Origin of the sequence: Pseudomonas sp. CFBP 8770, assembly GCF_014841705.1 — a bacterium.
Lineage (GTDB): Bacteria > Pseudomonadota > Gammaproteobacteria > Pseudomonadales > Pseudomonadaceae > Aquipseudomonas.
This window is the reverse complement of sequence record NZ_JACYUL010000002.1, coordinates 510,264-537,126: the sequence shown is the minus strand read 5'-3', so window position 1 is coordinate 537,126 and position 26,863 is coordinate 510,264. Positions and strand designations below refer to the sequence as shown.

At 62.9% G+C, this 26,863-nt stretch carries 28 protein-coding genes; 17 read left to right on the top strand and 11 right to left on the bottom strand.

The genetic code is table 11. The features are described 5' to 3' along the window. The first annotated feature begins 128 nt into the window (after positions 1-128). On the top strand, positions 129-1,049 hold the full coding sequence (gene pbpG, locus IFT98_RS07280; protein ID WP_192047886.1) for a D-alanyl-D-alanine endopeptidase: 921 nt from the start codon (positions 129-131) through the stop codon (positions 1,047-1,049). 9 nt (positions 1,050-1,058) lie between these two features. Here pbpG and IFT98_RS07275 read toward each other — a convergent pair whose 3' ends face one another. Both IFT98_RS07275 and IFT98_RS07270 read right to left on the bottom strand, forming a co-directional pair. Further along, positions 1,059-2,024 carry a sensor domain-containing diguanylate cyclase gene (locus tag IFT98_RS07275; RefSeq protein WP_192047885.1) on the bottom strand — a complete coding sequence of 322 codons (966 nt, stop codon included), beginning with the start codon at positions 2,022-2,024 and terminating at the stop codon, positions 1,059-1,061. A 75-nt stretch (positions 2,025-2,099) separates the two neighbouring features. Next, positions 2,100-2,546: a hypothetical protein gene (locus tag IFT98_RS07270; protein WP_122794791.1), complete on the bottom strand. Its 447-nt coding sequence runs from the start codon at positions 2,544-2,546 to the stop codon at positions 2,100-2,102. 228 nt (positions 2,547-2,774) lie between these two features. On the opposite strand from IFT98_RS07270, the gene IFT98_RS07265 reads away from it, so the two are divergent. From IFT98_RS07265 to IFT98_RS07255, 3 genes are read left to right on the top strand one after another with little or no spacing between them, the layout of a single operon-like run. Then, positions 2,775-3,458: a response regulator transcription factor gene (locus IFT98_RS07265; protein WP_122475810.1), complete on the top strand. Its 684-nt coding sequence runs from the start codon at positions 2,775-2,777 to the stop codon at positions 3,456-3,458. Next, positions 3,436-4,827: a sensor histidine kinase gene (locus tag IFT98_RS07260; RefSeq protein ID WP_122475812.1), complete on the top strand. Its 1,392-nt coding sequence runs from the start codon at positions 3,436-3,438 to the stop codon at positions 4,825-4,827. The genes IFT98_RS07265 and IFT98_RS07260 overlap by 23 nt, the downstream gene beginning before the upstream one ends. 2 nt (positions 4,828-4,829) lie before the next feature. Then, positions 4,830-5,492, top strand: a complete 663-nt coding sequence (locus IFT98_RS07255) for a response regulator transcription factor (RefSeq protein ID WP_192047884.1) — start codon at positions 4,830-4,832, stop codon at positions 5,490-5,492. A gap of 15 nt (positions 5,493-5,507) precedes the next feature. Here the strand turns inward: IFT98_RS07255 and IFT98_RS07250 are convergent, their stop codons facing one another. Further along, positions 5,508-6,611 (bottom strand): DUF1615 domain-containing protein, encoded by a 1,104-nt coding sequence (locus tag IFT98_RS07250; RefSeq protein ID WP_192047883.1) that lies wholly within the window; start codon positions 6,609-6,611, stop codon positions 5,508-5,510. Positions 6,612-6,713: 102 nt separating this feature from the next. Here IFT98_RS07250 and IFT98_RS07245 point away from each other — a divergent pair, with 102 nt between their 5' ends. The 3 genes from IFT98_RS07245 to IFT98_RS07235 all read left to right on the top strand — a co-directional run bounded on the left by IFT98_RS07245 (position 6,714) and on the right by IFT98_RS07235 (position 10,165). After that, entirely contained in the window at positions 6,714-7,112 is a 399-nt protein-coding gene (locus IFT98_RS07245; RefSeq protein WP_192047882.1) for a hypothetical protein, read from the top strand. A gap of 89 nt (positions 7,113-7,201) precedes the next feature. Next, the gene (locus IFT98_RS07240; RefSeq protein ID WP_192047881.1) at positions 7,202-7,972 is read left to right on the top strand and encodes a YkgJ family cysteine cluster protein; all 771 of its coding nucleotides are present in this window, start codon (positions 7,202-7,204) and stop codon (positions 7,970-7,972) included. 81 nt (positions 7,973-8,053) lie between these two features. Further along, entirely contained in the window at positions 8,054-10,165 is a 2,112-nt protein-coding gene (locus IFT98_RS07235) for a TonB-dependent siderophore receptor (protein ID WP_192047880.1), read from the top strand. 63 nt (positions 10,166-10,228) lie between these two features. Here IFT98_RS07235 and IFT98_RS07230 read toward each other — a convergent pair whose 3' ends face one another. After that, positions 10,229-12,121 carry a methyl-accepting chemotaxis protein gene (locus IFT98_RS07230; RefSeq protein ID WP_192047879.1) on the bottom strand — a complete coding sequence of 631 codons (1,893 nt, stop codon included), beginning with the start codon at positions 12,119-12,121 and terminating at the stop codon, positions 10,229-10,231. Positions 12,122-12,357: 236 nt separating this feature from the next. Here IFT98_RS07230 and IFT98_RS07225 point away from each other — a divergent pair, with 236 nt between their 5' ends. After that, complete coding sequence (locus tag IFT98_RS07225) at positions 12,358-12,891, top strand: cytochrome b (RefSeq protein WP_192047878.1); 534 nt, start codon at positions 12,358-12,360, stop codon at positions 12,889-12,891. A gap of 22 nt (positions 12,892-12,913) precedes the next feature. Here the strand turns inward: IFT98_RS07225 and IFT98_RS07220 are convergent, their stop codons facing one another. Further along, a complete protein-coding gene (locus IFT98_RS07220) occupies positions 12,914-14,401 on the bottom strand; it encodes a YdgA family protein (RefSeq protein ID WP_192047877.1) in 1,488 nt (495 codons plus the stop codon). 324 nt (positions 14,402-14,725) lie between these two features. Between IFT98_RS07220 and IFT98_RS07215 the strand changes: the two genes are divergently transcribed. Then, positions 14,726-15,091 (top strand): response regulator, encoded by a 366-nt coding sequence (locus IFT98_RS07215; RefSeq protein WP_192047876.1) that lies wholly within the window; start codon positions 14,726-14,728, stop codon positions 15,089-15,091. Positions 15,092-15,104: 13 nt separating this feature from the next. Here IFT98_RS07215 and IFT98_RS07210 read toward each other — a convergent pair whose 3' ends face one another. The 3 genes from IFT98_RS07210 to IFT98_RS07200 all read right to left on the bottom strand — a co-directional run bounded on the left by IFT98_RS07210 (position 15,105) and on the right by IFT98_RS07200 (position 17,049). Next, positions 15,105-15,797: a GNAT family N-acetyltransferase gene (locus tag IFT98_RS07210; RefSeq protein ID WP_192047875.1), complete on the bottom strand. Its 693-nt coding sequence runs from the start codon at positions 15,795-15,797 to the stop codon at positions 15,105-15,107. 120 nt (positions 15,798-15,917) lie between these two features. Continuing rightward, complete coding sequence (locus IFT98_RS07205; RefSeq protein ID WP_192047874.1) at positions 15,918-16,670, bottom strand: SDR family oxidoreductase; 753 nt, start codon at positions 16,668-16,670, stop codon at positions 15,918-15,920. 22 nt (positions 16,671-16,692) lie between these two features. Next, entirely contained in the window at positions 16,693-17,049 is a 357-nt protein-coding gene (locus tag IFT98_RS07200) for a hypothetical protein (protein WP_192047873.1), read from the bottom strand. A gap of 178 nt (positions 17,050-17,227) precedes the next feature. Here IFT98_RS07200 and fnr point away from each other — a divergent pair, with 178 nt between their 5' ends. The 5 genes from fnr to IFT98_RS07175 all read left to right on the top strand — a co-directional run bounded on the left by fnr (position 17,228) and on the right by IFT98_RS07175 (position 21,429). Continuing rightward, positions 17,228-17,962, top strand: a complete 735-nt coding sequence (fnr, locus tag IFT98_RS07195) for a fumarate/nitrate reduction transcriptional regulator Fnr (protein WP_192047872.1) — start codon at positions 17,228-17,230, stop codon at positions 17,960-17,962. Positions 17,963-18,038: 76 nt separating this feature from the next. Beyond that, positions 18,039-18,587, top strand: a complete 549-nt coding sequence (locus IFT98_RS07190; RefSeq protein WP_192047871.1) for an adenine phosphoribosyltransferase — start codon at positions 18,039-18,041, stop codon at positions 18,585-18,587. 107 nt (positions 18,588-18,694) lie between these two features. After that, positions 18,695-19,756, top strand: a complete 1,062-nt coding sequence (locus tag IFT98_RS07185) for an SDR family oxidoreductase (RefSeq protein ID WP_192047870.1) — start codon at positions 18,695-18,697, stop codon at positions 19,754-19,756. A 52-nt stretch (positions 19,757-19,808) separates the two neighbouring features. After that, complete coding sequence (locus tag IFT98_RS07180) at positions 19,809-20,531, top strand: CatB-related O-acetyltransferase (RefSeq protein WP_192047869.1); 723 nt, start codon at positions 19,809-19,811, stop codon at positions 20,529-20,531. A gap of 100 nt (positions 20,532-20,631) precedes the next feature. Next, positions 20,632-21,429, top strand: coding sequence for an SDR family NAD(P)-dependent oxidoreductase (locus tag IFT98_RS07175; RefSeq protein WP_192047868.1), 798 nt, complete (start codon positions 20,632-20,634; stop codon positions 21,427-21,429). 76 nt (positions 21,430-21,505) lie between these two features. Here the strand turns inward: IFT98_RS07175 and IFT98_RS07170 are convergent, their stop codons facing one another. Together IFT98_RS07170 and IFT98_RS07165 are read right to left on the bottom strand one after the other, a co-directional pair. Beyond that, positions 21,506-22,387, bottom strand: a complete 882-nt coding sequence (locus tag IFT98_RS07170; RefSeq protein WP_122713670.1) for a manganese catalase family protein — start codon at positions 22,385-22,387, stop codon at positions 21,506-21,508. A 363-nt stretch (positions 22,388-22,750) separates the two neighbouring features. After that, the gene (locus tag IFT98_RS07165; RefSeq protein ID WP_192047867.1) at positions 22,751-23,650 is read right to left on the bottom strand and encodes a DUF808 family protein; all 900 of its coding nucleotides are present in this window, start codon (positions 23,648-23,650) and stop codon (positions 22,751-22,753) included. A gap of 159 nt (positions 23,651-23,809) precedes the next feature. Here IFT98_RS07165 and IFT98_RS07160 point away from each other — a divergent pair, with 159 nt between their 5' ends. From IFT98_RS07160 to IFT98_RS07150, 3 genes are all read left to right on the top strand, one after another. Beyond that, positions 23,810-24,415, top strand: a complete 606-nt coding sequence (locus IFT98_RS07160; protein ID WP_192047866.1) for a TetR/AcrR family transcriptional regulator — start codon at positions 23,810-23,812, stop codon at positions 24,413-24,415. Positions 24,416-24,512: 97 nt separating this feature from the next. Beyond that, entirely contained in the window at positions 24,513-25,328 is an 816-nt protein-coding gene (locus tag IFT98_RS07155) for an ion transporter (RefSeq protein WP_192047865.1), read from the top strand. Positions 25,329-25,425: 97 nt separating this feature from the next. After that, positions 25,426-26,424, top strand: coding sequence for a sulfate ABC transporter substrate-binding protein (locus tag IFT98_RS07150; RefSeq protein ID WP_192047864.1), 999 nt, complete (start codon positions 25,426-25,428; stop codon positions 26,422-26,424). A 42-nt stretch (positions 26,425-26,466) separates the two neighbouring features. Here the strand turns inward: IFT98_RS07150 and IFT98_RS07145 are convergent, their stop codons facing one another. Beyond that, on the bottom strand, positions 26,467-26,859 hold the full coding sequence (locus IFT98_RS07145) for a hypothetical protein (protein WP_192047863.1): 393 nt from the start codon (positions 26,857-26,859) through the stop codon (positions 26,467-26,469). Between the last annotated feature and the right edge of the window lie 4 nt (positions 26,860-26,863).

The following is a 26,863-nucleotide window of genomic DNA, read 5'->3' as shown; positions in this document are numbered from 1 at the left end:
GCAGTGCATCCCGACAAGCGCGACAATCGGCAGGCGCTTTGCCATACTTCCAGCGTGTGACACTCGACACTCTCGACCCCGCCTCGATCATCAGCCCGATCTACCTCTTTTTTCAGTGAGCGCTCCGCGTGAAGACCCCGCTATCTTTTTTCAGCCTGTGGCTGGCCTTGACCACCTTCGTCGTCGCCCCGAACCTGCAAGCGGCGGAAAAAGCCGCCATCCCGCGTGACCCGTCGCAGTTGCACCTGGCCTCGGGCAGTGCCTTGCTGATCGATCTGCAGACCAACAAAGTGGTCTACGAGAACAACGCCGACCATGTGGTGCCCATCGCGTCGGTCACCAAGCTGATGACCGGCATGGTGGTGCTGGATGCCAAACAGTCCATGAGCGAAGTGATTTCGGTAGACATCAGCCACAACAAGGAAATGAAAGGGGTGTTTTCGCGGGTCAAGCTTGGCAGCGAGCTGAATCGCCGGGACATGCTGCTCATTACCTTGATGTCTTCCGAGAACCGTGCAGCGTCCAGCCTCGCGCATCACTATCCGGGTGGCTACGGCGCGTTCATTGCGGCAATGAATGCCAAGGCCCGCTCGTTGGGCATGACCCATACGCGCTATGTGGAGCCCACGGGGCTGTCTACCAGCAACGTCTCGACCGCACGCGATCTGACCAAACTGCTGGTGGCGGCGCAGCAGTATCCGCTGCTGAGCGAACTGAGCACTACGCGGGAAAAGACCGTGGCGTTCAAGAAACCCAGCTATACATTGGGCTTTCACAACACCGACCACCTGATCAACAAGGATGATTGGGACATCAAGATCACCAAGACCGGCTTCACCAACATGGCCGGCCACTGCCTGGTGCTGGTGACGCGCATGGGGGGGCGGCCGGTGGCCATGGTGATCCTCGATGCCTTCGGCAAGTACACCCACTTCGCCGACGCCAGCCGCCTGCGCAAATGGGTGGAAACCGGTAAGAGCAGCGCACCGCCGGCAGTGGCAATGGACTACAAGGCGCAGAAGAAGCAAATGCGTCAGGCCGCGGACTGACTGCGTCGTTCACGAACGCCTGGCGGCCTGCTTGCGGGCATACATGGCGCCATCGGCATCGGCCAGCAGACGCTTGACGGTGTCGTGTCGCCCGGGGTCGTACTCGATGCGACCGACGCTGTAGGTGATCGTGTAGCGGCCTTGAAGTTCGGCGTTGGCCTCGGCCAAGGCCTGGCTCAAGCGGTCGATGACCGCATCGCCCGCGGCGGCATTGGACCCCAGCAGCAGCGCGACGAACTCATCCCCGCCCATTCGCCCGATCACATCCATTTCCCTGAGCACCCTGCGCAATACCTGGGCGAACGTGACCAGCGCACGGTCGCCTTCGGCGTGACCGAAGGTGTCGTTGATGGCTTTGAAACGATCGAGGTCGAAAAACAGCAGCGACGCCGGGGTGCCCATGCGCCTGCACATGCTCAGGGCATGCTCGGCAAGGGCTTCGAACCCGCGACGGTTGGACAATTGGGTGAGGTCGTCGATGCTGGCCAACTGCAAGGCGGCGATCTCGCGCTCGGCCATGCTCGCCAGGTCCAGCAGCAGGCCGCGTTCCTCGGCGTCGAGGACTCGCGGCCGGGTATCGAGCAGACACAACGTCCCGACGTTGCTGCCATTGCCCACTTTCAACGGGCAGCCGGCATAGAAGCGGATCTTTGGTTCACCGGTCACCAATGGGTTGTCGTGGAAACGCTCGTCGCTGCCAGCATCGGGGACCATGAGAATCTGGTCGCTGAGGATGGCGTGAGCGCAGAACGAGACATCTCGCGACGTTTCAGTGGCGGCCATGCCCTGGCAGGACTTGAACCATTGGCGGTCGCTGTCCACCAGACTGACCAAGGCAATGGGCACGTCGAACAGCCGCCTGGCCAGGCGGGTAAGGCGGTCGAAACGCTCCTCGGGCCGAGTGTCGAGAATGTTCAGGGCATGCAGTGCGTGTACGCGCTCTTCTTCATGCACAGGCTTGGCAGGCGCCAGCATTCGGTAGCTCCTCGGTGATGTCTGCCTCTAGCCTAGCTCATGGGCCAGGGGTTTATAAGCAGCCTGGGGTGGACTTCACGCCGTGGTACTGACCATGGACCCGGCGGTGCTGCTGCCGGATTCCTGCATGGCCTGAAGCAGCCCGGCGGTGGCGGTCTGCAACGCCGCAGAGGTGGCGACCACCTGCGCCTGGATGGCGGCCACGGAGGCTGCCTTGCTTTCTTCGCTTTGCTGGCTGGCCTGGATGCGGGCCATCTCCTGCTGCTGTTCCTGAAGCTGCTTCTGCAGCTCGGCAATCTGCTTTTGCAGCGCCTTGATTGTGTCCGATGTACCACTGCTGCCCTGGGCTGCGCCCGCGCCGCCAGCGCCACCGGCCGGCGCGCCTTTCTCGGTCGCGGCGGGCGCGGCAGCGGTCTGCGTCGCCTCGCTGTCGGCGACTGCCGTGGGCGCCGGCGCGGCAGTGCTGCTCGGGGCCGACGGGCGAATGCTCAAGGTGCTGGCGATGTTGCTCAAGGCGTTCATGACGAGTGCGTCCCTATAGGCTGTGACCGTTGCATCGGCCTGAAACGGCCAGGCTTTAGCAACACTGCACAGGAACCGTGTCATCCGTCGGCCTGCGGCCTTGGAACCGCCCTGGGATTACCCAGAAAAGATGAGGTGGCGCAAGATGAAAAAAACTTCAACGAGCCGTGCGCGGATTGTTGTCACAATGCCGCCATCCTCAGCAGACATCATCGGGTAGAGACCAACATGACGCGCGTACTGACCATCGAAGACGATGCCGTGACCGCCAGGGAGATCGTGGCGGAACTGAGCAGCCACGGCCTGCAGGTCGACTGGGTGGACAACGGCCGCGAAGGGCTGGTCAAGGCGGTGAGCGGCAACTACGACGTGATCACCCTGGATCGCATGCTGCCCGAGCTGGACGGCCTGGCCATCGTGACGACCCTGCGCACCATCGGGGTGAGCACGCCCATTCTGATGATCAGCGCACTGTCCGATGTCGACGAGCGCGTACGCGGCCTGCGTGCCGGTGGCGATGACTACCTGACCAAGCCGTTCGCCTCGGACGAGATGGCGGCTCGCGTCGAGGTGCTGCTGCGCCGCAACAACCCCGTAGCCGCCGCCGACAACACGCTGCGCGTCGCCGACCTGACCCTGGACCTGATGACCCGCGAAGCACGCCGTGGCGAGCAGGCGCTGAACCTGCTGCCCACCGAATACAAGCTGCTGGAATTTCTGATGCGCAATGCCGGGCAGATCCTGACGCGCATGATGATCTTCGAAGAAGTCTGGGGTTATCACTTCGATCCGGGCACCAACCTGATCGACGTGCACATTGGCCGCTTGCGCAAGAAGATCGACCCACCGGGCACCGCACCGTTGATCAAGACCGTGCGAGGCTCCGGCTATGTCATTGCCGAACCTGTCTAAAGGCTGGCGCTCCTCCAGCAGTCGGCTGCTGGCGCTCTACAGCTTTCTGTTCGTGGCCTGGAGCAGCATCCTCATGGGGGTGTTGTACTACGAGGTATCGACCTACCTTGCCGACCTGGCGCGGCACTCCCTGATGCAGCGTCAGCACCTGTTCTCGCGTTTCCACGGTGAAGCGCTGAACGAGGCACTGGCCGCCAGTGAAGCATTCGACGACCGCACCTTCGATGCCTATGGCCTGTTCGACCTGCAACTGCGGCCGTTGTCCGGCCAGCTGCTGCAGGTGCCGCGGGGCCTGCCGCTGGACGGTCGCATCCACGACCTGGACAGTTGCGTGGACAGCGCCAATCCGCAGATGCCGCAGAACAGCTGCGACGCGGTGGCCATGCGTACCCTGGACGGTCGCTGGCTGGTGCTGGTACGTGACAACGGCTCGTTGTTCGCGGTGACCCACATCATCCTGCGCGCATTGTTGTGGGGGATTTCGCTGACGATCATTCCCGGTATCGCCGGCTGGCACCTGCTGCGACGCAGGCCTTTGCGACGCATCCGCGCCATCGAGGCCCGTGCCGATGCCATCGTCGCCGGTGACCTGACCACCCGCCTGCCGCTCTCCGACCGCCGCGACGAACTGGACATGCTGGCGGCGATCGTCAACGCGATGCTCGAACGCATCGAGCAACTGATGATCGAGGTCAAGGGCGTCTGCGACAACATTGCCCATGACTTGCGCACGCCCCTCACCCGCCTGCGCGCCCAGCTGTATCGCATCCAGCAGGAGGCGCCCGCGGATTCGCGCCAGGCATTGCAGCTGGACGACGTGATCGCTGAAGCCGACACGCTGATGGCACGGTTTCGCGGGTTGTTGCGCATCTCGGAAATCGAAGACCACCGCCGACGTTCCGGCTTCATTTCCTTCGACCCGCAACCGCTGCTGCACGAACTGCACGATTTCTACCTGCCTTTGGCCGAAGACGAAGGCATCAATCTGCGTCTGGACGTACCGGACACGCTGCCGATGCTGCATGGCGATCGCGCGCTGCTGTTCGAAGCCGTGGGCAACCTGCTCAGCAACGCCATCAAGTTCACCCCGGCGCACGGCCTGGTGGTGCTTGGCGCCACGGCGGAAAACGGCGCCACGCGCCTGGAAATCAGCGACAGCGGGCCGGGCATCGCGCCCGAAGAGCGTGAAGCGATCTTTCAACGTTTCTATCGTTGCGAAGCCGACGGCCAGCACAGCGGCTTCGGCCTGGGGCTGTCGATCGTAGCCGCGGTGGTCAAACTGCATGGGTTCACCCTCGAAGTGGGCAGCAGCGAACAAGGTGGCACGCGGATGACCCTGTGGTGCCGGCAAAGCAAGGCATTGGTGTGAACATGAACCTGCTCTATATCAGCGACACGCCCGACACCGCACTGCAATGCGCCTTGGCGGAACATGCCACAACGCTGCACACGGTCGATACGGCCACAGCAGCGCAGACGCTTGCGCCAGGCCGCTATGGGTTCATCGTGCTGGCACTGGAACGCTCCGTCCAAGGGGCGCTGGAACATTGCCTGGCCCATCGGGGCGATGCCGCGGTGATGCTGTTGCTGACCGGCGACGACCGTCAGGCCCGCATCGCCGCCCTGCGTGCCGGGGCCGATGCGTGCTTGACGCAGCCAGTCGCCCCGGCTGAAGTACTGGCCCGTCTGCAGGCACTGGCCCGTCCGCGACCGCGCGTTGCCACCCTGCCGCCCTCGCGCCTGTGGCTGTCGCCCTCGCGACTCATGGTTGGACGAGGCAAGCGCCAGCAGAGCCTGACCGTCAGCGAGCATCGCTTGCTGGCGATGCTGGCCAGCAACCCCGGCGCGGTCAGTCGGCAATCCATCGAGCAACAGTTATGGGGCGCAGGCCAGGCGTCGAAGACGGCGCTGATCGAACGACATGTGTGCAACCTTCGTCGCAAGCTGGCCCAACTCGATTGCCCCGAGGCCCTGCAGACCCTGCGCGGCTTCGGCTACAGTCTGGCAGAACCCCTGCTGCTGCGCGCCGATTGAGCGCTCCCCGGACCCTCAGCGGGCGCGCACCATGCAGCGGGCGTAGCGCTCGTCCACCCGTTGGGCGAACCAGGCCGTGGTCAGGTTGCGGGTGATCTTCGGGCTCTGCAGTTTGATGCCCGGAAGGATCGCCCGCGGGACCGGCTTGCCGGCGGCCTTGTCAGCCAGGGCGAAGGTACGCTGGAAGAGCGTGGTCTTTTCGAAATCCAGGGTTTCCCCCTCCTCGAGGGCACGGCGAATGTCGCGGTCGTTCATGTTCAAGCGGTTGCCAAGATTGCGTACTGCCAGCTCGGTGTTGCTGGCAGCGCTGGAGTCGTAGCGGATCAGATCGCCGTCGAGCGCCAGACGGCCGCCTGACAATTGATTCACCGCATTCTGGAACGCTGCGTTGCGGCTTGCGTACCAGCCGGCGTTGAAATCGGCGAAGCGGTACAGCGGACGTTCGTAGCTGGCCGGATAGCCAAGCAGATGGGCAATGCCGAAATACATGCCGCCGCGCCGGGTGAACACTTCGCGGCGAATCGAACCGTCCACGGTGTAGGGGTAGCGCGCGCGGTGCTTCTCGGCGAAGTCGATGCTGACCTGCATGGGTCCGCCGGTGCGGACTGGATTGAAGGTGCCGAACAGCTGCCTGCCCAGGGGCACCATGCCGGTGAAGTCATCGAAGATTTCACTGAGCTGTTTTTCCGAGCGCGCAGCCTCCAGGCGTTGTGCATAGGACTTGCCGTCGCCCGAGCGAATGCCCAGAGCCGCGTCGACGAGAAAGCCAGGCACATGCACGCGGCCGGCGCGGCGGTCGATTTCCTGGCGGGCGATCTTGCCCAGCCCCGGCACGCTGGGGTCGACCTGGAAGGTGGATTCCTGCTCGGCCACGGCCAGCACCGCGCACAGATTTTCATCGCTGCCGGGGATGCCCTGCACGTTCAGGGCCGTTTCGATATCGGCAGCCCAGCCTTCGCGGTCCGTGACCTTGGCGGGCAACAGCTGCACGAGCTTGGCGCGGACCTGTTCGGGCGAGGGTGCCGGGGGTTGGTTGCTGCGTTGGCTGGAACAGGCGGCGAGCAGGACAAGGAGGATGCTCAGTGCGCCATGGCGCACGGCGAGCCGGCTTCTGGACATGTAAGGCCTTGGGAACGGATGGATTTGCGCCAGTATGGACGAGGCCCCGGCATGTCGACACCCCCAGTGCAAATACCCCGCAGTCTGGCTATGCTTGCGCTCATGACCATGGCCCCTGCCACTCGCCAACCCTGCCCACCCGGCGCTTGCATCTGCGAGCGCGAACGCCTGCACGCGGTCCCCGATGCCGACCTGCGCATCCTGCGCCTGACCCGCGATGAAGAAAAGCGCCTGCTCGAACGACTCGAGAACCTGGAAAGCCTGGACGACCTGCGGCGCTTGCAGCAGCGCATCTTCGACCAGCTTGGCCTGCGTGTCGAAGTCACGCCCGGCTCAGGCACCGTGCGCAGCATGCGTGGCATCGCTATCCACCTCGACGCGCTGCCGGGACTGTGCCGCAAGACGCGTCAAGCGATCCCGGCCGCCATCCGTCGCGGCCTGGAAAAGAACCCGCAGGTGGCCTACCGGCTCCTCGACGCCCACGACCTGCTCGGAGGCTGACGGGAGCTGGCACGGAATCTGCTCAAGCCCTGCTATTCAGTGTCGAAACGCCATGTTTTCGTCACTCTTTCCGAACAGACGGGGTTGGCATGGACACACGTTTTTCCTGCACGGGTTGTGGCAAATGCTGCAGCGACCATCACGTACCGCTGACGCTGTCCGAGGCGCGCCATTGGGCGGAAGATGGCGGCCAGTTGATCGTGTTGCTCGAAGCCTTCCTGGAAAACGGCCCCGGGCTGCACAGCCTGAACCTCAGCCACGCGCAACAGGAACATGCCAGACGGCGTTCGCTGCCCGTGTTGTGCGGCAGCGCGCCCGCCTACGTCTCGATCACCTTCGCCGCCTACAATGTCGGGCCCTGTCGCAATCTGAATGCCGACAATCGCTGCGGCATCTATGCCGAGCGGCCGCTGGTGTGCCGGATCTATCCGATGGAAATCAACCCGCACATCCCACTGCGCCCGGACATGAAGGATTGCCCGACCGAAGCCTGGGCCACTGGGCCGGCGTTGATTGCCGGTGGGCAACTGGTCGACGCGCCGCTGGCGGCGTTGATCGAGCGCTCGCGCCAGGCTGACCGTGACGACATCGCTGCCAAGGCGCAGGTGTGCGCGCAGCTGGGTATCCACACCGCTGCGCTCAAGGGTGATGGCTTCACCACTTACCTGCCGCCGCCCGCCGCTTTCCTCGCGGCGCTGCGCGAAGTCGACAACATGCCAATGCTGGCGAACAACCCGACGCGCTGGGACCTGCACGTCCCGGATGAGGACCTGGCACGGCGCCTAGCCGAAACCGGAGCGATGATTGCCGCCATCCTGGCCGACGACGCCATGTTCATTTCGCTGCGCCGCGCGGCCTGAGTACCGCAAACGCGTAGATGGGAGATGCATGTCTCGAATCATTACGTTATATTATAACCATAACATAATGGATCGTTGCACATGCGCTCACCTCGTTTTGCCCCCATGGCCGGCCTCGCCTTCAGCGTACTGGGGATGCCCGCCTACGCTGAAACCTCGCCCGAAACCCTCGAACTGGAAGCCATCAGCGTGACGGCGGGTGGCGATATGGAAACCGCGACCGGTCCGGTCACCGGCTACCGCGCGACACGTTCGGGCAGCGCGACCAAGACCGATGCCGCGATCAAGGACATTCCCCAAGCGGTCAGCGTGATTCCGGTCCAGGTGCTTGAGGACCTGGGCAGCAGCAATGTCGAACGTGCCCTGCAATACGCCGGGGGTGTGTCCCAGCAGAACAACTTCGGCGGCCTGACGCTGTACGAATACAGCGTACGCGGTTTCAGCACCTCGGAATTCTACCGCGACGGGTTCAGCGCCAACCGTGGCTACCCTGCGACCCCGGACGTCTCCAGCATCGAGCGCATCGAGGTGCTCAAGGGGCCGGCCGCCAGCCTGTACGGACGTGGCGATCCAGGCGGCACGGTCAACATCGTCAGCAAGAAACCACAGGCCGAGTCGTTCGCACGCCTGTACGGCAGCGCCGGCTCCTGGGACCGCTATCGCACCAGCTTGGACCTGAACACACCCCTGGATACCGAAGGCCAGGTGCTCAGCCGGGTCAACCTGGCGGTGGAAGACAACCACAGCTTCCGTGACCATGTGCAGAGCAAGCGGGTGTACGTGGCGCCTTCGCTGAGCTGGCAGCTGGACCCGGACACCTCGTTACTGGTGGAGACCGAGCTGGTGCGCCACCAATCGGTGTTCGACCGCGGTGTGGTAGCGCCGGGCAACGGCTGGGGTGGAGGCTCGCGCCGGACCTTTCTCGGCGAGCCGAACGACGGCTTCATCGACAACGACAACAACCGCATCCAGGCCGCGCTGGAACACCGGCTTAACGACGACTGGCAACTGCGCGTGGCCAGCCACTACAAGCAAGGCGAGCTGAGCGGCGATGCCAGTGAGGCACGCGCGCTCAACGCCGACGGCCATACGGTCAACCGGCGCTTTCGCGAGCGTGACATGGATTGGCACGACAGCATCAGCCAGGTCGAGCTGCGCGGTTTCCTCGACACGGCCAGCGTGCAGCATGAACTGTTGATCGGCAGCGAGTACGAGGATTACCGCAAGAACGAACAGGTGACCGCCACCGCAGGCGCCTACCGGATCGACATCTTCGACCCGGTGTACGGCCAGCCCAAACCCACAGGCGCGCGGTCGGGCTCGGATTTTCGCGAGCATGTGCGCAGCCACGCGCTGAATCTGCAGGACCAAATGGTATTCACCGACCAACTGCGCGGCATGCTGGGCGTGCGCTATGAACATTTCGAACAGCGCATCGCCGACTACACCACCGGCAATCGCAACCTCCAGCGCCAGGATGCCTTCACCCAGCGCGCCGGGCTGCTCTACCAACTCACGCCGCAATGGGGGCTGTTCGCCAATGCCTCGACGTCGTTCAAGCCCAACAGCGGGCTGGATGAGCGCGGCAAGTCGTTCGATCCGGAAGAAGGCATGGGCTACGAGGCCGGCCTCAAGGCCGAGTTGTTCGACGAGCGCCTGAGCGCGACCCTGGCGGCGTTTCACATCGACAAGGAGAACGTGCTGGCGCTGGACCCGGCGAGCAACCTCAATCGCGCTATCGGCAAGGCACGCAGCCAGGGCGTCGACTTGCAGTTCAGCGGCCAGCTGACCGATGCATTGCGTGTGATCGGCGCCTACGCCTGGATCGATGCCGAGGTTACCGAAGGCGACGCCAGCGTGCCCAAGGGTAGCCGCCTGCTGGGCGTGGCACGCAACAGCGCCAGCCTGCTGGGCGTCTATGCGTTTCAGGACGGGCCGTTGCGCGGCTCCGATATCGGTGCCGCGTTTACCTATGTAGGGGATCGGTCCGGCGAATCCGGGGGAAATTTCGAGTTGCCCGCCTATCACACAGTCGATTTGCTCGCGCATTACAAGGCCAGCGACAAAGTCACCCTGGGGGTCAACCTGAATAACCTGTTCGACGAGAAGTACTTCGAGCGATCCTACAGCAACTACTGGGCGATGCCCGGCGAGCCGCGCAACCTGACCTTGAGCGTGGCAGTGGATCTGTAGACAGCGCTTGCCAGGACGACGGCCTTATCTCTCAAGGCCGCCCTACCGGCGCATGCTCAGGCGTCAGATACGGAAACTGCCAACCAATTGCTTGAGGCGCAGCGCCTGCTGTTCGAGGTCGGCGCATGCACGCAGGGTGGACTGCAGGTTTTCCACACCTTCCTGATTGAGCGTATTGATCTCGGTGATATCGACGTTGATCGATTCCACCACGGCGGTCTGCTCTTCGGTGGCGGTGGCAACCGACTGGTTCATGCCGTCGATCTCGCCGATGCGCTGAGTCACGCTGACCAGACGCTCACCGGCCTGGTTGGCGATGGTGACGCTGGACTCGCTCTGGCCCTGGCTTTCGTTCATCAGGATGACCGCCTGGCGCGCACCCACCTGCAACTGCTCGATCATGCCCTGGACCTGCTGCGCCGATTCCTGGGTGCGGTGCGCAAGGTTGCGAACTTCGTCGGCGACCACGGCAAAGCCCCGCCCGGCTTCGCCGGCGCGCGCGGCTTCGATTGCCGCATTGAGCGCAAGCAGGTTGGTCTGCTGTGAAATGCTGGTGATCACTTCCAGAATCTGACCGATGTTGACGGTGCTGGCGTTCAGGCTTTCGATGTTGCTGCACGAGCCGCTGATCTTCTGCGACAGCACGTTCATGGCACTGATGGTCTGGCCGACCACCGCCTGACCATCGGCGGCCAGGTTGCGCGCGGCACTGGAGTGCTGCGAAGCCAGGGCGGCGTTCTGGGCGATCTCCTGCGCGGCGGCGCCCAGTTCGTTGATGGCGGCGGCCACGCTGCTGGTGCGGTTGACCTGCTGATCGGAGTTGGCCATCGAGGAATTCGAGGCGCTGACCACGCGCAGCGCCACTTCGTTGACCTGGCCGGTGGCCGAAGCCACCTCGCGGATCGAGTCGTGGATACGCTCGACGAAACGGTTGAACGACAGCGCCAGGGCGCCGAACTCGTCGGCGCTGTGCAGGGTGAGTCGACGGGTCAGATCGCCCTCGCCTTCGGCGATGTCGTGCATGGCCCGGCCCATTGCGTGCAGCGGTTGCATCAGCAAGCGAATCAGCATGCCAAGCAGGGCGATGGTGAGGACCACGGCAATGACCGTAGCGATCACCGCCGAGCTGCGAAACTGGCTGAGCATCGAGTAGGCCTTGGCCTTGTCCATGCTCAGACCGATGTACCAGTCGACCGAAGGCAGCCCCTCGACCTTGGCGAAGGTGACGATGGACGGACGGCCATCGCGTTCGACCTCGGTGACGTCGCTGCCGATGCGCGGTGTGTGCTGCGGGTACACGTCCTTGAGTGACTTCATCACCAACTGGTTGTCGGGGTGGACCAGGATCTTGCCGTCGGCGCTGACCAGAAAGGCGTAGCCACTGCCGTCGAAATCCAGCGAGTTGATGGTCTTGACCAGCGTCTCGAGGCTCAGATCCCCGCCCACTACACCGACCGGCTGACCATTGGCGCTCAGCGAGGGGGTGGCAATGGTGAGGATGGTCTTGCCGTTCGCGGCATCGACGTAAGGTTCGGTGAGGATGGTCCGGCGCGCGTTCATGGCGTCGGTGTACCAGGGACGGGTGCGCGCATCGTAGCCTTCGGGCATGGTATCGGGCGGCTCGAGGAAATAACCTCCCGAGACATTGCCCAGGTAGGCAAACTCGAAGTTGGCCAGCAAGGTTTTCTGTTTGAGCAGCGCGCCTATGGCCTCGGGGCTGGGGTTGAGGGCGACGCTCTCGGCCAGGGTCTCGGCCAGCAGAATACGCCCCAAAAGCCAGTGCTGGATATTCGTGGCGGTACCACTGCCCATTTCGTGCAGGTAGCTTTCCAGGTCGGCGCGGATGGCGTTGCGCTGCAGGTAATCGTTATAGAACGTGAACAGAGCGAAAGCTGCAGTCACGATGAGCGAAGCGGCCAGGAGAATCTTGTGGCTGAATTTCAGGGTTTTTTGCATGGCCGGTAGGTCCGCTGTGATGTTGCACGGGCTATCGGCAAATGTGTGACAGTATTTAGCGTGGATCCAATAATAGCCTGATGCCATTAGTTATTTCCGACTGTCGGTAGTTATTTCCATAACACGATGTGTCGGATTTGACTGACCGCTGGGCTTTGACCAACAGTGAGCAGCACTCGGGTCGATCGGTCCAACCGGGCACCGCAGGTGAGTGTCACGTATTGAGGAGTGAGCGCATGGCAATCGAACGCTACAACGGCCTCGCCCAAGCCTTGCATTGGCTGACGGTCGCCGCGCTGTGCCTGGTGCTGCCGTGTGTGTGGGTAGCGGAGAATTTTCCGCCCGGTCCGGTGCGGGTGCTCTGGTACCTGGCACATGAATCCATGGGCATCAGTGTCGGTCTCTTGGTGCTGATTCGGCTGACCTGGCGCTGGCGCCACCGGGCCCCGGCCTATCGAGCGGACATCGGTGCCGGTACGCGGGTATTGGCCCATCTGAATCATGGCTTGCTGTATGCGGTGTTGCTGACGATGCCAGTGACCGGGTACCTGATGGCCGGAAATGGCCAGGACGTACCGTTTTTCGGGCTGGTGTCGCTGCCTGGGTTCGTCCAGAACGAGGCGCTGGGTAAATTCGCCAACACCGTACATGTGTGGGGGCAATTCGCGCTGTACGGATTGATCATCCTGCATGTGGCCGCCACGGTATGGCACGTGGCGGTGCGCCGGGACGGCATGCTCGAGCGGATGCTGCCGCCGCAGCGCGACTGACGCGTACGGCGGCCGCCTGCCGTCAGCGCTGACCGATGCTGCTGAACTGTCCGAGCAACTGCGCGAACTGCGACAGAGGCATCTTCTGGCCGTTGAAATCCACCACGGCATCGCTGTAGCGCAGGCTGGCACGTAAATGCTCGCCTTCGTCCTTCACCAGGCCAAGCATCTGCCCCAGCGCGGCGACGGTGGCGCTCAGATCGCGCCCGGCCTGTTCCACACGCGCCGGGTCGGTCTGCCCCTGGAGCCTGGCCTGCAGGCTGCCCACGTCTGCCAGCATCGGCTTGGACAGTTGCAGATCCGCCTGAACATTGGCGATCAATGCGGGCCAATAGGCCGGCGAGCCCGGTTTGGCAGGCGCCGGATTGGCCAGGCGAGCCGTCATGTTCAAATGGCTTTCACCGTGTTCGGTGGCCAGGCTCAAGCGTTCCAATTGCAGCTGGGGCCTGGCGTCCAGGAGCCTGCCGACAAGCGTTTCCAATTGCTGCCGCTGCGTACTGTTCAGGCGCAAGGGCGGCAGCGTGCCGTCGGGCAGCGGTGTCTGCCACTGCGGTGCGATGACCGCTCGATAAAAATCACCGAAGTCACGACTGGCCGCAATATCCAGGTTGGCCAACTTGATGCTCATCTGCAGCGCGCCGACGGGTCGGCTGGCGTAGTTCAAGGCGCCGATGCTGTAGCTGGCCTGGACGTCAAGATTGCCTTCCACTTCCTGCATCAGACCGGAAGCGGAAAGGTTTTCAACCTGAATGGGGGCGATCTCGGCGCCCTGCAGACTGGCCTGGACCAACTTGAGGTCCGAGTGCCCCAGGTACAGGCCAGAGGCGCCCAGGGTGCCGCCGGTATCGAAGCTCAAGCCTTTGAATTGCGCCTGCAGGCGACCTGCCTGGCCTTCGATGTCGGCCAGCAGTTCTTCGCTGCGGCCGGTCAGGCTGTAATGACTGGCGTCGGCGCTCAGCACCAGGCGAGCGCTCAACCCGGAAAATCTCACGGTGTCGTTGCCCTCGCGGGCGTCGAGCGGCAACAGTTGCAGGTGCGTGTCACTGGCACCGTCGTAACCGATGCTGGCCTGACCGCGCAATGGCGGCTGGTCCTGACTCATGGCGAACCAGGCTTGGGTGTCGGCGTTGCGTTCGAGGGCGAAGTTGCTTGCGGCCATCACTGGCATCAACCTGAATGTTTTCAGGTGTGACCAAGGCAGCGGCCCGTGCTCGATGTGATCGACCAGCAACAGTTCGCGGTTTTCAGGCCCACCGTCGGCCTGCATGCCGTGGAGTCTGATTCGGTAGTGCGCAGTACTGGTGAAGAAGCGTCGCTCCAGGGACAGCAGCTCGATCTGCATGCCCGCCTGGCCGTCGACGCTGAAGGAGGCAGCGAGCTCGCGGTTGGCCTGCTCGATGGCGTTGTCGAGGACCGGCTCCAACTGGGTGCCGGTGTACCACGCTCCACCCGTGGTGGCGGCAGCAGCCACGACGACGATGCCGGCAATGATGCCTGTTGCTTTGTTCATGATCGGACTCATTCGAAAGGATACCGCTGCACCTGGAGCGCTGCTGCTCAGGGCGATGGCAGAACGGCCACGGGGCAGTGCCGGTCTGCAGGTTAGCACCTGCGCTCTGTGACCAGCCAGCCAGGCAGCGCCTCGTCCGGCTGCAAATTGCTACCGATGATGACTTCTGTCGCGGCCGCTGGAACGAGCCGTTTTCTTTGCATATCCGTAACTTGTGCGCAACAGTTTATGCCCTTTCGTCAGTCTTTTTTTTCCGGCACAGAACCCTTGCGCGTTGCGTCAGTCGACTGTTCAGACGCTTACGCATCATTGAAGGTACGCCCCATGACTACCGCCTCCATACTAGTCCTCGAAGATGAGGACCTTATCCGCCTTCTGCTGACTACAGTGCTCGAAGATGCGGGCTTCGAGGTGACGGCTTTTGCAACCGCCGACCAGGGCTACGACTTTCTGGAGACGCACCCGGGGGCCGTGAACATGGTCGTCAGCGATATCCGTATGCCTGGCCATATGGACGGTTACGATTTGAGCAAGATGGCCGCCGAGCGCTGGCCCAGCCTGCCGATTCTGTTGACATCCGGGTACTCGGGTCGCGATCTGGAATTGGGGCCCAATGTCCAGTTCCTGCCAAAACCCTGGACCAGTGAGCGGTTGTTGAGCAAGGTCAACACATCGCTGCATCTGCATTGATGCACAAGGCACGTCAGCGCAGCTTGTATTGCAGGGAGTCCCTGGCAAAAGTTGCAGCCTGACGGGTCATCTGGTCGAGTTGGCGATCGCGTTTCCTTTCGGCTTCAAGCATGGCTTTGCGCCCGTGCTGGTTGAGCAGGTAGGCGTGAATCTGCCGGACTTCCAGCGAAGCGTAGACCGGCGCGACGTCCAGCACGACAATGGGCTGATCGGTCGCCGTGCCATCACTGCTCAGCTTGACCTGCGGGCCCTGCGCGCCGATGACCTGAAATCCCATGTTCTCGAACCACGGCACTTTACCCAGCACGCAGGCCAGCTCGACGTGCGCGTGACGCCTTCTGATCGCCTCCAGCAGGGCCCGCGCCACCCCTTGCCTGCGCCGAGCCACGCGCACTGCCATGTAGGCCACGGTGCACACCGCAGGGTCATGCTCGGCCCGCAGGAACAGGGCAAAGCCGTCCAGCGTTTCCGGTTGCGCGGCGTCGAAACACAGTACCAGTTCAGGCCGTACCTCTCGCCCGCCTGTCATGGCCTCGAGGTACAGATGCACTTCATAGCCGACGCCGTATTGGTACAGCTGGTACAGCGGATTGCTGGGGGTGATGCCCAGGCTGCTGATGTCGGTGAGGTAGTCGACCACCATCTGCAGCAACTGACTTTTGACATCCTCGGACGGCGCCGAAGTGGAGTGATGAATCAGTGACATCGGTAGCAAGGCTCCGGCACTACGTGCACAGGTGAAAGTGCACGAATGATAAACCCTCGCTTGCCTGGATCGACAGTGGCATGTGCCCGCCACGCGCGTGGCGGGCGGACAGGACTGGCGTCAGCCGCGTCCAACGAACGGCATATTCGTCGCCATGACGGTCATGTTCAGCACGTTGGCAGATAACGGCAGCTTGGCGATGTAGCGAACCGCGTCGACAACGTGAACCATATCGACCATGGGTTCGACGGCTATGTCGCCATTGGCCTGGCGGACACCCTTGGTCATGCGCGCTGACAACTCGGTAAGGGCATTGCCGATGTCGATCTGGCTGCAGGCGATGTTGAACTCGCGACCGTCGAGCGCCAGGCTTTTGGTGATGCCCAGCACGGCGTGCTTGCTGGCCGTATAGGGCATGCTGAAACTGCGTGGCGTGTGCGCCGAGATCGAGCCGTTGTTGATGATCCGGCCGCCCTGCGGTTGCTGCCGGCGCATCAACCCGAAGGCTGCGCGACAACACAGAAACACCCCGGTGACGTTGGTCTGCAGTACATCAGCCCATTTGGCCACGTCCAGCTCGTCGATGGGCACTGCCGGCGCGCCGATGCCGGCGTTGTTGAAGATGACGTCGAGGCGCCCGTAAGTCTGCTCGACCGTGGCAAACAACGCGTCCACGCTGGCACTGTCACGGACGTCGGCCGCCACTGCCAAGGCTTCACCGCCCTGCTCGGCAATCGCCTGTGCCACCGCCTGCACCGCTTCCAGGCGTCTGCCGGCCAGCACCACGCAGAACCCGTCGGCTGCCAGCCCAAGGGCCGTCGCTCGGCCAATGCCACTGCCGGCACCTGTCACCAACGCTATCTTCTTCGACATGCTTGTCTCTCCGGTTTCGGGATCAGTTGCTGTCCGCCGCGCGCCCCTTGCGCTCCTGGATCATCTGCTCGCCACTTTGCTGGCGCTGCTGCTGGAGCATATCGCTGCCTTCAGGCGATGAGGAGGGCGCGGGCTGCTGGAGCGTACTCGAACTTCGAGTAGTCGGCGCGCGATTCATGCTGCTGGACGGGTTGCGGGTCGTATTGGCCTGGGGCTGCGCGGTGCTGGGCGCCGGGGCCGTGCTGGTTGCGGGGCTGGCAGTGGAACCGGTCGCTGGGCTGGAGGCACTGACGCCCTGCGCAGCACCCACGCCGCACGAGGCAGCGAAGAGCATTCCAACGAGGCCGGTGTACTTCAGGGCATGCAAAAGCGCTTTCATGGATGCTTACCTCAGGCAATGACGCGGGGTTTCCTGTTGTAGCTGAGCCTGTGGCGCCTGCGGAGTTCCCCGGCCGCGCCGAGCGCGCAGGCCGTCGTTGGCTTGGGGGGCCGCAGCTGGGTTACCCTTGCAGGGATTAATCTGCACATACCCCTACGTTTCAACAAGGATCGAAACAATGTCCGAGCCGGCGAAAAACCACGCCTCTCATCAGGCCCACTGCAAGGACTGCAGTCTGGCGCCGCTGTGCCTGCCGCTGTCCCTGGAGCTGGCCGACATGGACGCGTTGGACGACATCATCAAGCGCGGCCGCCCGCTCAGGAAGGGTGAGTTGCTGTTTCGCCAGGGAGAAGCCTTCGCCGCCGTCTACGCCGTGCGCTCCGGTGCCTTGAAGACGTTCAGCCTGAGCGACGCTGGTGAAGAGCAGATCACCGGCTTTCATCTGCCCAGTGAACTGCTGGGGTTGTCCGGTGTGGACCGCCTGGTGTACCCGGTGACCGCGCAGGCACAGGAAACCACGTCGGTGTGCGAGATTCCTTTCGAACGCCTCGACGAGCTCTCGGTGCAACTGCCGCAGCTGCGCCGCCAACTGATGCGGGTGATGAGTCGTGAAATCCGCGACGATCAACAAATGATGCTGCTGCTGTCGAAAAAGACCGCCGAGGCGCGTATCGCGACTTTTCTGGCCAATCTTTCGGCCCGGCACACTGCACGCGGCTATTCGGCGGTGCAGTTTCGTCTGAGCATGTCCCGCAACGAGATCGGCAACTTTCTCGGCATGGCGGTGGAGACGGTGTCGCGGGTGTTCACCCGGTTCCAGCACGGCGGCCTGCTCGAAGCCCAAGGCAAGGAAGTGCGCATCCTCGATGCGCAACGGCTGTGCGCCGTGGCCGGTGGCTCGGTGCTCGAATGAGCACGGCAGGTGAGGCAGTACTGGCCACCACTGAGGGTTATACTGCGCAACCCCTGCCCTGCCAGAGCAATGACCGATGGTTTTCGACGAACACAGCTTCAAATCCCTGATCCGCCCTGTGCCGGATTTCCCCAAGCCCGGCGTGGTGTTTCGTGACATCACTCCGCTGTTCCAGTCGCCCAAGGCCCTGCGTCTGGTGATCGACAGTTTCGTGCACCGCTACATCGACGCCCAGTTCAGCCATATCGGGGCCATGGATGCCCGGGGCTTTCTGATCGGTTCCATCGTTGCCCACGAACTGAACAAACCACTGATCCTGTTCCGCAAGCAAGGCAAGCTGCCGGCCCATGTGCTCAGCGAGGGTTACCAGACCGAATACGCCGAAGCGTTTCTGGAAGTGCATGCCGACAGCCTGTGCGAAGGCGACTCGCTGGTGCTGTTCGATGACTTGATCGCCACCGGTGGCACGCTGATCGCCGCGGCCAACCTGGTTCGGCGCATGGGTGCCGAGGTGTTCGAGGCCGCCGCGATCATCGACCTGCCGGAATTGCAAGGCTCGCAGCGTCTGCAGGACGCCGGCGTGGGCACCTTCTGCCTGACCCGCTTCGCCCTCGACGAGCGCTAGGGCTCGTCGCGGCAGTGCTGCGACGTTCGATCACAGGCAATCCGATGCAGTCCCCAGCGGGATGTTGCGGTCCACATCCGCAGCATCCACTCACAACTGGAGACACCATGACTCATTCTGCATTGGTAGTAGGCGCAAGCGGTATCGTCGGCAGCGCGACTTCGCGACTGCTGCTGGATCAGGGTTGGCAGGTGGCCGGATTGGCGCGCAAGCCCAACGTGGCCGAAGGGGTTACCCCTGTGCAGGCCGACCTGATGGACCCGGCCTCGCTCACCACGGCGCTGGCCGATCTGAAGCCCAGCCACGTGTTCTTGACCACTTGGGCCCGCCAGGACACGGAAGCGGAGAACATCCGTGTCAACGCCGCCATGGTGCGCAACGTGCTCGATGCGCTGCGCGCCTCTGGCAGCGTCCAGCACGTAGCCTTGGTGACCGGCCTCAAGCACTACCTCGGCCCGTTCGAAAACTACGGCAAGGGCAGCCTGCCACAGACGCCGTTTCGTGAGGAACAGGGCCGCCTGGACGTCGAAAACTTCTATTACGCCCAGGAAGACGAAGTGTTCGCCGCCGCCGAGCGCGATGGCTTCACCTGGAGCGTGCATCGCCCCCACACCATCACCGGTGTCGCGGTGGGCAACGCCATGAACATGGCAACCACCCTGGCGGTGTACGCGTCGATCTGCAAGGCCACCGGGCGGCCGTTCGTGTTCCCCGGATCGCGCGTGCAGTGGGACAGCCTGACCGACATGACCGATGCTCGGCTGCTGGCCAAGCAACTGCTGTGGGCCAGCACCACGCCTGCCGCGGCCAATCAGGCGTTCAACGTGACCAACGGCGACGTGTTTCGCTGGAGCTGGATGTGGCAGCAGATCGCCGACTGGTTCGGTATGCAGGCTTCGCCCTTTCCGCAGCAGGTTACGCCCCTGGCCGAGCAGATGGCCGATGATGCGGCGGTGTGGCAGCAACTGGCGCAGGAGCATGGCCTGCTGGAGGCCGATATCGACCGCCTGGTTTCACCGTGGCACACCGACGCCGACCTGGGCCGGCCCATCGAAGTGGTGACCGATGTTTCCAAGAGCCGTCGATTGGGCTTCAAAGAGTTCCAGGCGAGTGACCAGGCGTTCTTCGACGTGTTCGAGAAGCTGCGCAGCGAGCGCCTGATTCCCTGAGGCGGTGTATGCGATATGCTGGCGGTCTGCCTGACTGATCCGGACCCCCGCAATGAACGTTCTCAAACGCGCCCTGCTCGACCGCAAGCTGAAGAAGGCCCTGGCGGCACGCAAGTGCCGCCTCGACTGCGGCAGCCGGGGCCTGCGCAATGGTATCGAGCTGACCCTGGAAGAAGGCGTCAAGCTGCACGACGTCAAGCTGTTCGGGCAGCGCCTGAGCATTGGCGCGCATACTGCTGTCATGAGCGGTGCCGAATTGCATGAAGTGTCCGAGATCGGTCGCTACTGCTCAATTGCGGCCGGCACGGTCATCGGTCACAGCCGCCAGTCCCACCCGCTGGGCTGGTTGTCTACCCATAGCAAACTCTTTGCCCTGCGGGCGGCCCGTACCCCCGATGTGGCCGGCTACTACGTCAGCACTCCAACCACCCTGGGCCATGACGTGTGGATCGGGCGCGACGCGATGGTCATGGACGGCATCAGCATCGGCACGGGCGCCGTGGTCGGGGCCCAGTCGTTGGTGAACAAGGATGTGCCGCCTTACGCCATCGTCGCCGGTACGCCGGCACGGGTGATTCGCTACCGCTTCGACGCCGAAACCATCGAGCGACTGCTGGCCAGCCAGTGGTGGGAGCTACCGCCCCAGGCACTGGCCGAACTGCCAATGGAACACCCCCAGGCACTGCTCGAGACCCTGGCGCACACGCCTGCGAGCAGGCCGGCGCCGCGCCGGATCAAGCTGCACAGCGCAGCGTGGCGCATCGAGACGCTTTGACCTGCGGTCGCTGCCTGGCCTGGTCTGTGAAGAATGTTTGAATCCAGGCCGTGGCACGCCTGTCTCAACTGCACATTCATTGCACGAACGAGAGGCCGGTATGGACCTGGGAATCAAGGGGCGTGTGGCGCTCATCACTGGCGGCAGCGGCGGCCTGGGCCTGGCAACCGCAAGGCTGCTGGGCGAGGAAGGTGTTTTTGTCGTGTTGAGCGACAAGGATGCCGATAAGCTTGAAACAGCAGCTGCCGAGCTGCCCGGTACGGTGTTGACCGTCGTGGCCGACGTGACCGACCAGCAGCAGGTCGACCACCTCGTGGCCCAGGCCGAAGCACGCTTCGGCCAGATCGACATCGTGGTTCACACCGCTGGCGTCACCGGGGCCAAGGGCGACCCGCTGGCGCTGTCCGACGCCGATTACCAGGAAGCCTGGAGCACTGACTTCTTCTCTGCCGTGCGCGTGGCGAGGGCCACCATTCCGAAAATGCGTGAGCGTGAGTGGGGCCGTTTTGTCTGCATCACTTCGGAGAATGCGGTGCAACCGTACTGGGAGGAAGCGGTGTACAACGTGGCCAAGGCGGCGCTGGCGGCGTTCGTCAAGAACCTGTCCTACAAGGAAGCCGGATTCGGTGTGCTGTGCAACACCGTCGCGCCCGCCTTCATCGAGACGCCCATGACCGATGGCATGATGGAACAGCGCGCGCAGCAGATGGGCACTTCATTCGAAGAGGCAATCGACAGTTTTCTCGAAGAGGAACGCCCTGGCATCGTGCAGAAACGGCGAGGCAAGGCCGAGGAAGTCGCTGCGGTGATCGCCTTGCTGGTGTCTGAGCGAGCATCATTCGTCAATGGCAGCAACGTGCGCGTTGACGGTGGCTCGGTGAAAGCCGTGCAGAACTGAGGCCTTCGATGAAAAACCTCCCCGCAGGGCGCTGCGGGGAGGTTTTCTTCAAGCGAAGCCGATGGCCAAGTGGCGATCAGGCCAGATCGTTTTGCGCCTTGCCAGAACCCAGGTCAGCGCCGGTAACCGGATTGGCGTCGGGATCGGACTCGGTGCGCAACTTCAATGCTTCCAGCACCTTGGCATCCTTGGCGCTCAGCACCACCGACGCACTGCCGTCACCGCCGTCCACTGCCGGTTCCGGGTCGGCCACGAACTCCCACTCTTCGCCCTGGTTCCACGGGCCGCGCACATTGGGCTCACCGGACATATTGAAATACTTGTTGGTGAACTCCGGCATGCCCGGCAACTTGCCTTGGGGAAAGTTGGGTTGAATGGCATGCAGCGCGTTTTCGAATGACAGTTGGTGAGCGATTTCCCGAGTCATCAAGAATCCCAATGCTTCTTTCACGCCTGGATCGTCGGTGACATTCATCAAGCGCTCGTAAACAATCTTTGCCCGTGATTCAGCGGCGATATTGGAGCGCATATCGGCGGTCGGCTCACCGATGGTGTCTATATAAGCAGCGGTCCAAGGAACGCCTGCGGAGTTCGTCAGGGGAGCACCGGCGCCATACAGCAGGCTGGTGATATGAGAATCATTGCCCGCGCCATTGATTGCACGGTACAACTCGCCTTCTTCCTGAACACCTTCTGCCAACTGGCCTTTTGCGCCCTTGTTGAGCATGACGATGATCGAACCGACGATCTCCAGATGGCTGAGTTCCTCAGTGGCGATGGACATCAGCAGGTCCTTGCGGCCCGGATCATCCTCGGCCAGGGCCTGGGTGAAGTAACGTGCCGCCGCGGCCAGTTCGCCCTGGGCACCGCCGAATTGCTCCAGCAACAGGTTGGCCAAACCTGGATTGGGTGCCGCGACACGCACGGTGTATTGCAAACGCTTGTTATGCAAGAACATTGTGGTTTCCTCAGGCTGATCTAGTTAGGAATCGGCACGCGCTCACTCTTGATCGAGAAGAGACAACGGAACAGCACCGTCATAACTAGGAAACGACAGCCTTGGGTTAATCCCTTTTAATTACCGCAACCGGATCAATGGTTGTACTTTCAAAGAATAACTACTGGCCTATTGGCTTGATCAACAGCACTCATAGTTTGCGTACGATATATTAGATAGTTTAAAAGCTCACACCTATACTACGCACCAATACCGACCCTGTAGCAGCGGCGCGAGCCGCGTCGGCGACCCACACGGGAAGTCGGCAGCACGCTGCTGTGCCCAGACTCAGCGCGCCCCGCCGCCACGATAACCTTCGACCCGTCAGTGGGATTTCCCGAAGAGTTTCTTGCCCAGGCTGACCACTGCCAATACCGCGGCGCCGGTAAGGATGCCGGTCAACGCGTCGACCAGAGTGCTCGCCACCGTACCCATCAGACCGCCGCCAGCCAGCGCCACCGCCGCTTCACTGAGGTGATGCACGAACGGCAGGCCGTGGGCGATAATTCCGCCACCTACCAGAAACATGGCAATGGTGCCCAGGATCGACAGCACCTTCATCAGCACAGGCGCCAACCACAGCAGGCCGTTGCCCAGTGCCTGGCTGGCCACGCCGGTCTTTTGCTTGAGATAGAGGCCAACGTCGTCGAGCTTGACGATGCCGGCTACCAGCCCATACACACCTACGGTGATCAGCACGGCAGTAATCACCAGCACGCCGACCTGGTCCAGGAAGGGCCGGGTGGACACCACCCCCAACGCCAGCACGATGATCTCCGCCGAGAGGATGAAGTCAGTGCGCACTGCGCCTTTGATCTTGTCCTTTTCGAACGCCACCATGTCGACCTTGGCATCGGCCATGGCGGCCTTGCGCCGCTCGAGTTCGGCGGCCGAATCCTTGTGCAGGAATTTGTGCACGACCTTCTCGAAACCTTCGAAGCACAGATAGGCACCGCCGATCATCAACAGCGGCGTGATCAGCCAAGGCGCGAATGCGCTGATCAACAGCGCCGCTGGCACCAGGATCGCCTTGTTCAGCAAGGAACCCTTGGCCACCGCCCAGACCACCGGCAGTTCACGATCCGCCTTGACCCCGGTGACCTGTTGGGCATTGAGCGCCAGGTCGTCGCCCAGCACCCCGGCGGTTTTCTTCGCGGCCAGGGAAACGTCGTCGAGCAAGGTCGCGATATCGTCGAGAAGCGTCAGCAAATTGCCTGCGGCCACGGGGAGTATCCTTATGAGTAAGATAGGTGGCTGACGCACGGGGGTCGGCTAAGTTCCCTGCCGGGCCATTGTTGAGAGCCCGGCAACGCCGGTGCTACCATCGCGGACCCTCCGGCACAGCCGAATGCCATTGCGCAGAAACAAGGATCTTCGCCCACCATGAGCAGTATTCGCGAGCGCAACAAGGCACTGATTCTGCGCGCGGCCAGTGAGGAATTTGCCGACAAGGGTTTCGCCGCTGCCAAGACCCACGACATCGCCAGCAAGGCCGGCGTGCCCAAGCCCAACGTCTACTACTACTTCAAGTCCAAGGAAAACCTCTACCGCGAGGTGCTGGAAAGCATCATCGAGCCGATCCTGCAGGCCTCCACGCCGTTCGATACGGCGGGCGATCCGCAGGACGTGCTGCGCGCCTACATCCGCTCCAAGATCCATATCTCCCGCGCCCTGCCCTTCGCCTCGAAAGTGTTCGCCAGTGAAATCATGCACGGCGCGCCGCACCTGAGCGCCGATCAGGTGGAGCAGCTCAATGCCCAGGCCCGGCACAACATCCAGTGCCTGCAGACCTGGATCGATCGCGGCCAGATCGCTCCGGTCGATCCGCATCACCTGATGTTCAGCATCTGGGCCGCGACGCAGACCTACGCCGACTTCGATTGGCAGATCGCTTCGATCACCGGCAAGGCGAAGCTGGACGACGCCGATTACGAAGCCGCCATCGACACCATCACGCGCCTGGTGCTCAAGGGCTGCACACCGGATTAGCCTTGCCCTCGCCGAGGCGGGCCAAGGGTTGGCGCACGGCCTTGCACCGGCGCGGCAAAGCTCCTACGCTGTGCGCCTCTTCGGGAAGCACCTTTCTATGACCACTCTGCGTGATCGCCTGTACGTCGTCGTTTTTCAAAGCGACACCCCTGCCGGACGGCGCTTCGACAAGACCTTGTTGCTGATCATCCTCGCCAGCCTGCTGGTGGTGATCATCGACAGCGTCGAGACCGTCCACAGCCAGTATGCCGACCTGTTCGCCTGGATCGAATGGGGCTTCACGTTCATCTTCGCCATCGAATACCTGCTGCGCCTGTACTGTTCGCCCAAGCCGCTGCGCTACGCGTTCAGCTTCTACGGCCTGATCGACCTGCTGGCGATCGTACCCGGCATCCTGGCCATCTACTACAGCGACGCCCAGTACCTGATGATCGTGCGCGTGGTGCGCATGCTGCGGATCTTCCGCGTACTCAAGCTCAGCCCTTATCTGAAACAGGCCAACTACCTGCTGGCAGCCCTGCGCGGCAGCAAGCAGAAGATCATCGTGTTTCTGGTCAGCGTCAGCACCCTGGTCACGGTATTCGGCACCCTGATGTACGTGGTCGAAGGACCGCAGAACGGCTTCGCCAACATCCCCACCGGCATCTACTGGGCCATCGTCACCCTGACCACCGTCGGCTACGGCGACATCGTGCCCACCACGCCCATCGGCCAGGTGCTCTCGGCGATGGTCATGATCACCGGCTATTCGATCATTGCAGTGCCCACCGGCATCTTTACCGCCGAACTGGCCAACGCCATGCGTGGCGAAGGCCTGCAGCACGAGTGCGCGGTGTGTCACAAGGGCAGCCATGAGCAGGCAGCTTCCTTCTGCTCGCAATGCGGCAACGCCTTGTTCGAAAAAGCGCTATAAGCACAGCAGTTTTTGATCTAACCGTGCCCATCATGTCGAGGTAGCGGCGCAGGCATAATGCCGCCTATTTCCAAGAACGCTCGAAGAGGGAACTGCAGTGAAGAAATTGATCGGTGCCTCGCTGTTGGCGGCAGGCTTGACCCTGACCGGCCTGGCCCAGGCTGCGCCCAGCCTGCTCAACGTCTCGTACGACGTGATGCGCGACTTCTACAAGGACTACAACAGCGCCTTCCAGAAACACTGGCAGGCTGAACACAATGAAGCGATCACCGTGCAGATGTCCTTCGGCGGTTCGAGCAAGCAGGCGCGCTCGGTGATCGACGGCCTGCCGGCCGATGTCATCACCATGAACATGGCCACCGACATCAATGCCTTGGCTGACAACGGCAAGCTGGTGCCCGACAACTGGGTCACGCGCCTGCCGAACAACAGTGCACCGTTCACCTCGGCGACCGTGTTCATCGTTCGCAAGGGCAACCCCAAGGCGCTCAAGGACTGGCCCGACCTGCTCAAGGACGGCGTGCAGGTCATCGTCCCCAACCCCAAGACGTCCGGCAACGGCCGCTACACCTACCTGTCGGCATGGGGCTATGTGCTGAAGAACGGCGGCGACGAAAACAAGGCCCGCGACTTCGTCGGCAAGCTGTTCAAGCAGGCGCCGGTACTCGACACCGGCGGCCGCGGTGCGACCACCACCTTCATGACCAACCAGATCGGCGATGTGCTGATCACTTTCGAGAACGAAGCGGAAATGATCGCTCGTGAGTTCGGCCGCGACCAGTTCGAAGTGATCTACCCCAGCGTGTCCGCCGAAGCCGAGCCGCCGGTCAGCGTGGTCGACAAGGTGGTCGACCGCAAAGGCACGCGCGCCGCAGCCGATGAATACCTGAAATACTTGTGGTCGCCCGAAGGCCAGGAGATCGCCGCCAACAACTACCTGCGCCCACGGGATCCGGCAGTGCTGGCCAAGTACACCGACCGCTTTCCAAAGGTCGAATTCCTCTCGGTGGAGAAAACCTTCGGCGACTGGCGCAGCGTGCAGAAGACCCACTTCAACGACGGCGGCGTGTTCGACCAGATCTACACCGGCCAGTAACGGCGCTCAGCGTTTGCAGGTCTGCTTGACGCCCACCACGGCTCAGGGATGCTTGCGGCCCAATCCCGCCGGCACGCCGGTGGTGTCGGTGGCTTCCCAAGGGCCTTTGGGGCTGGTGGCCCAGCTCCAGCCATCATTCCACCGGTAGTAAGTGCGCTGCCGATAGTAGGTGTCGGGTTGATCTTCGAGCACGTAGACGCCCAGGCTCGGGTCCCAGTGACTGGCGCCACCGGGCGGCGGCGCGAAGCTGGCCGAGGTGCGTGGCAGGGGCTTGGGTGCTGGTGGGGTCGGGGTGGGCGTTGGCGCCGTGCTGGGTCCGGACGGTGGCAGGGTCTGCACCGGCGGCCGTGGCTCCGGTTCTGACGGGTGCTGCACCGCACAGGCACTCATGCCCAGGGCCAGGCCGATCACGGCCATTCGAGCTAAACGGTTCATGGCA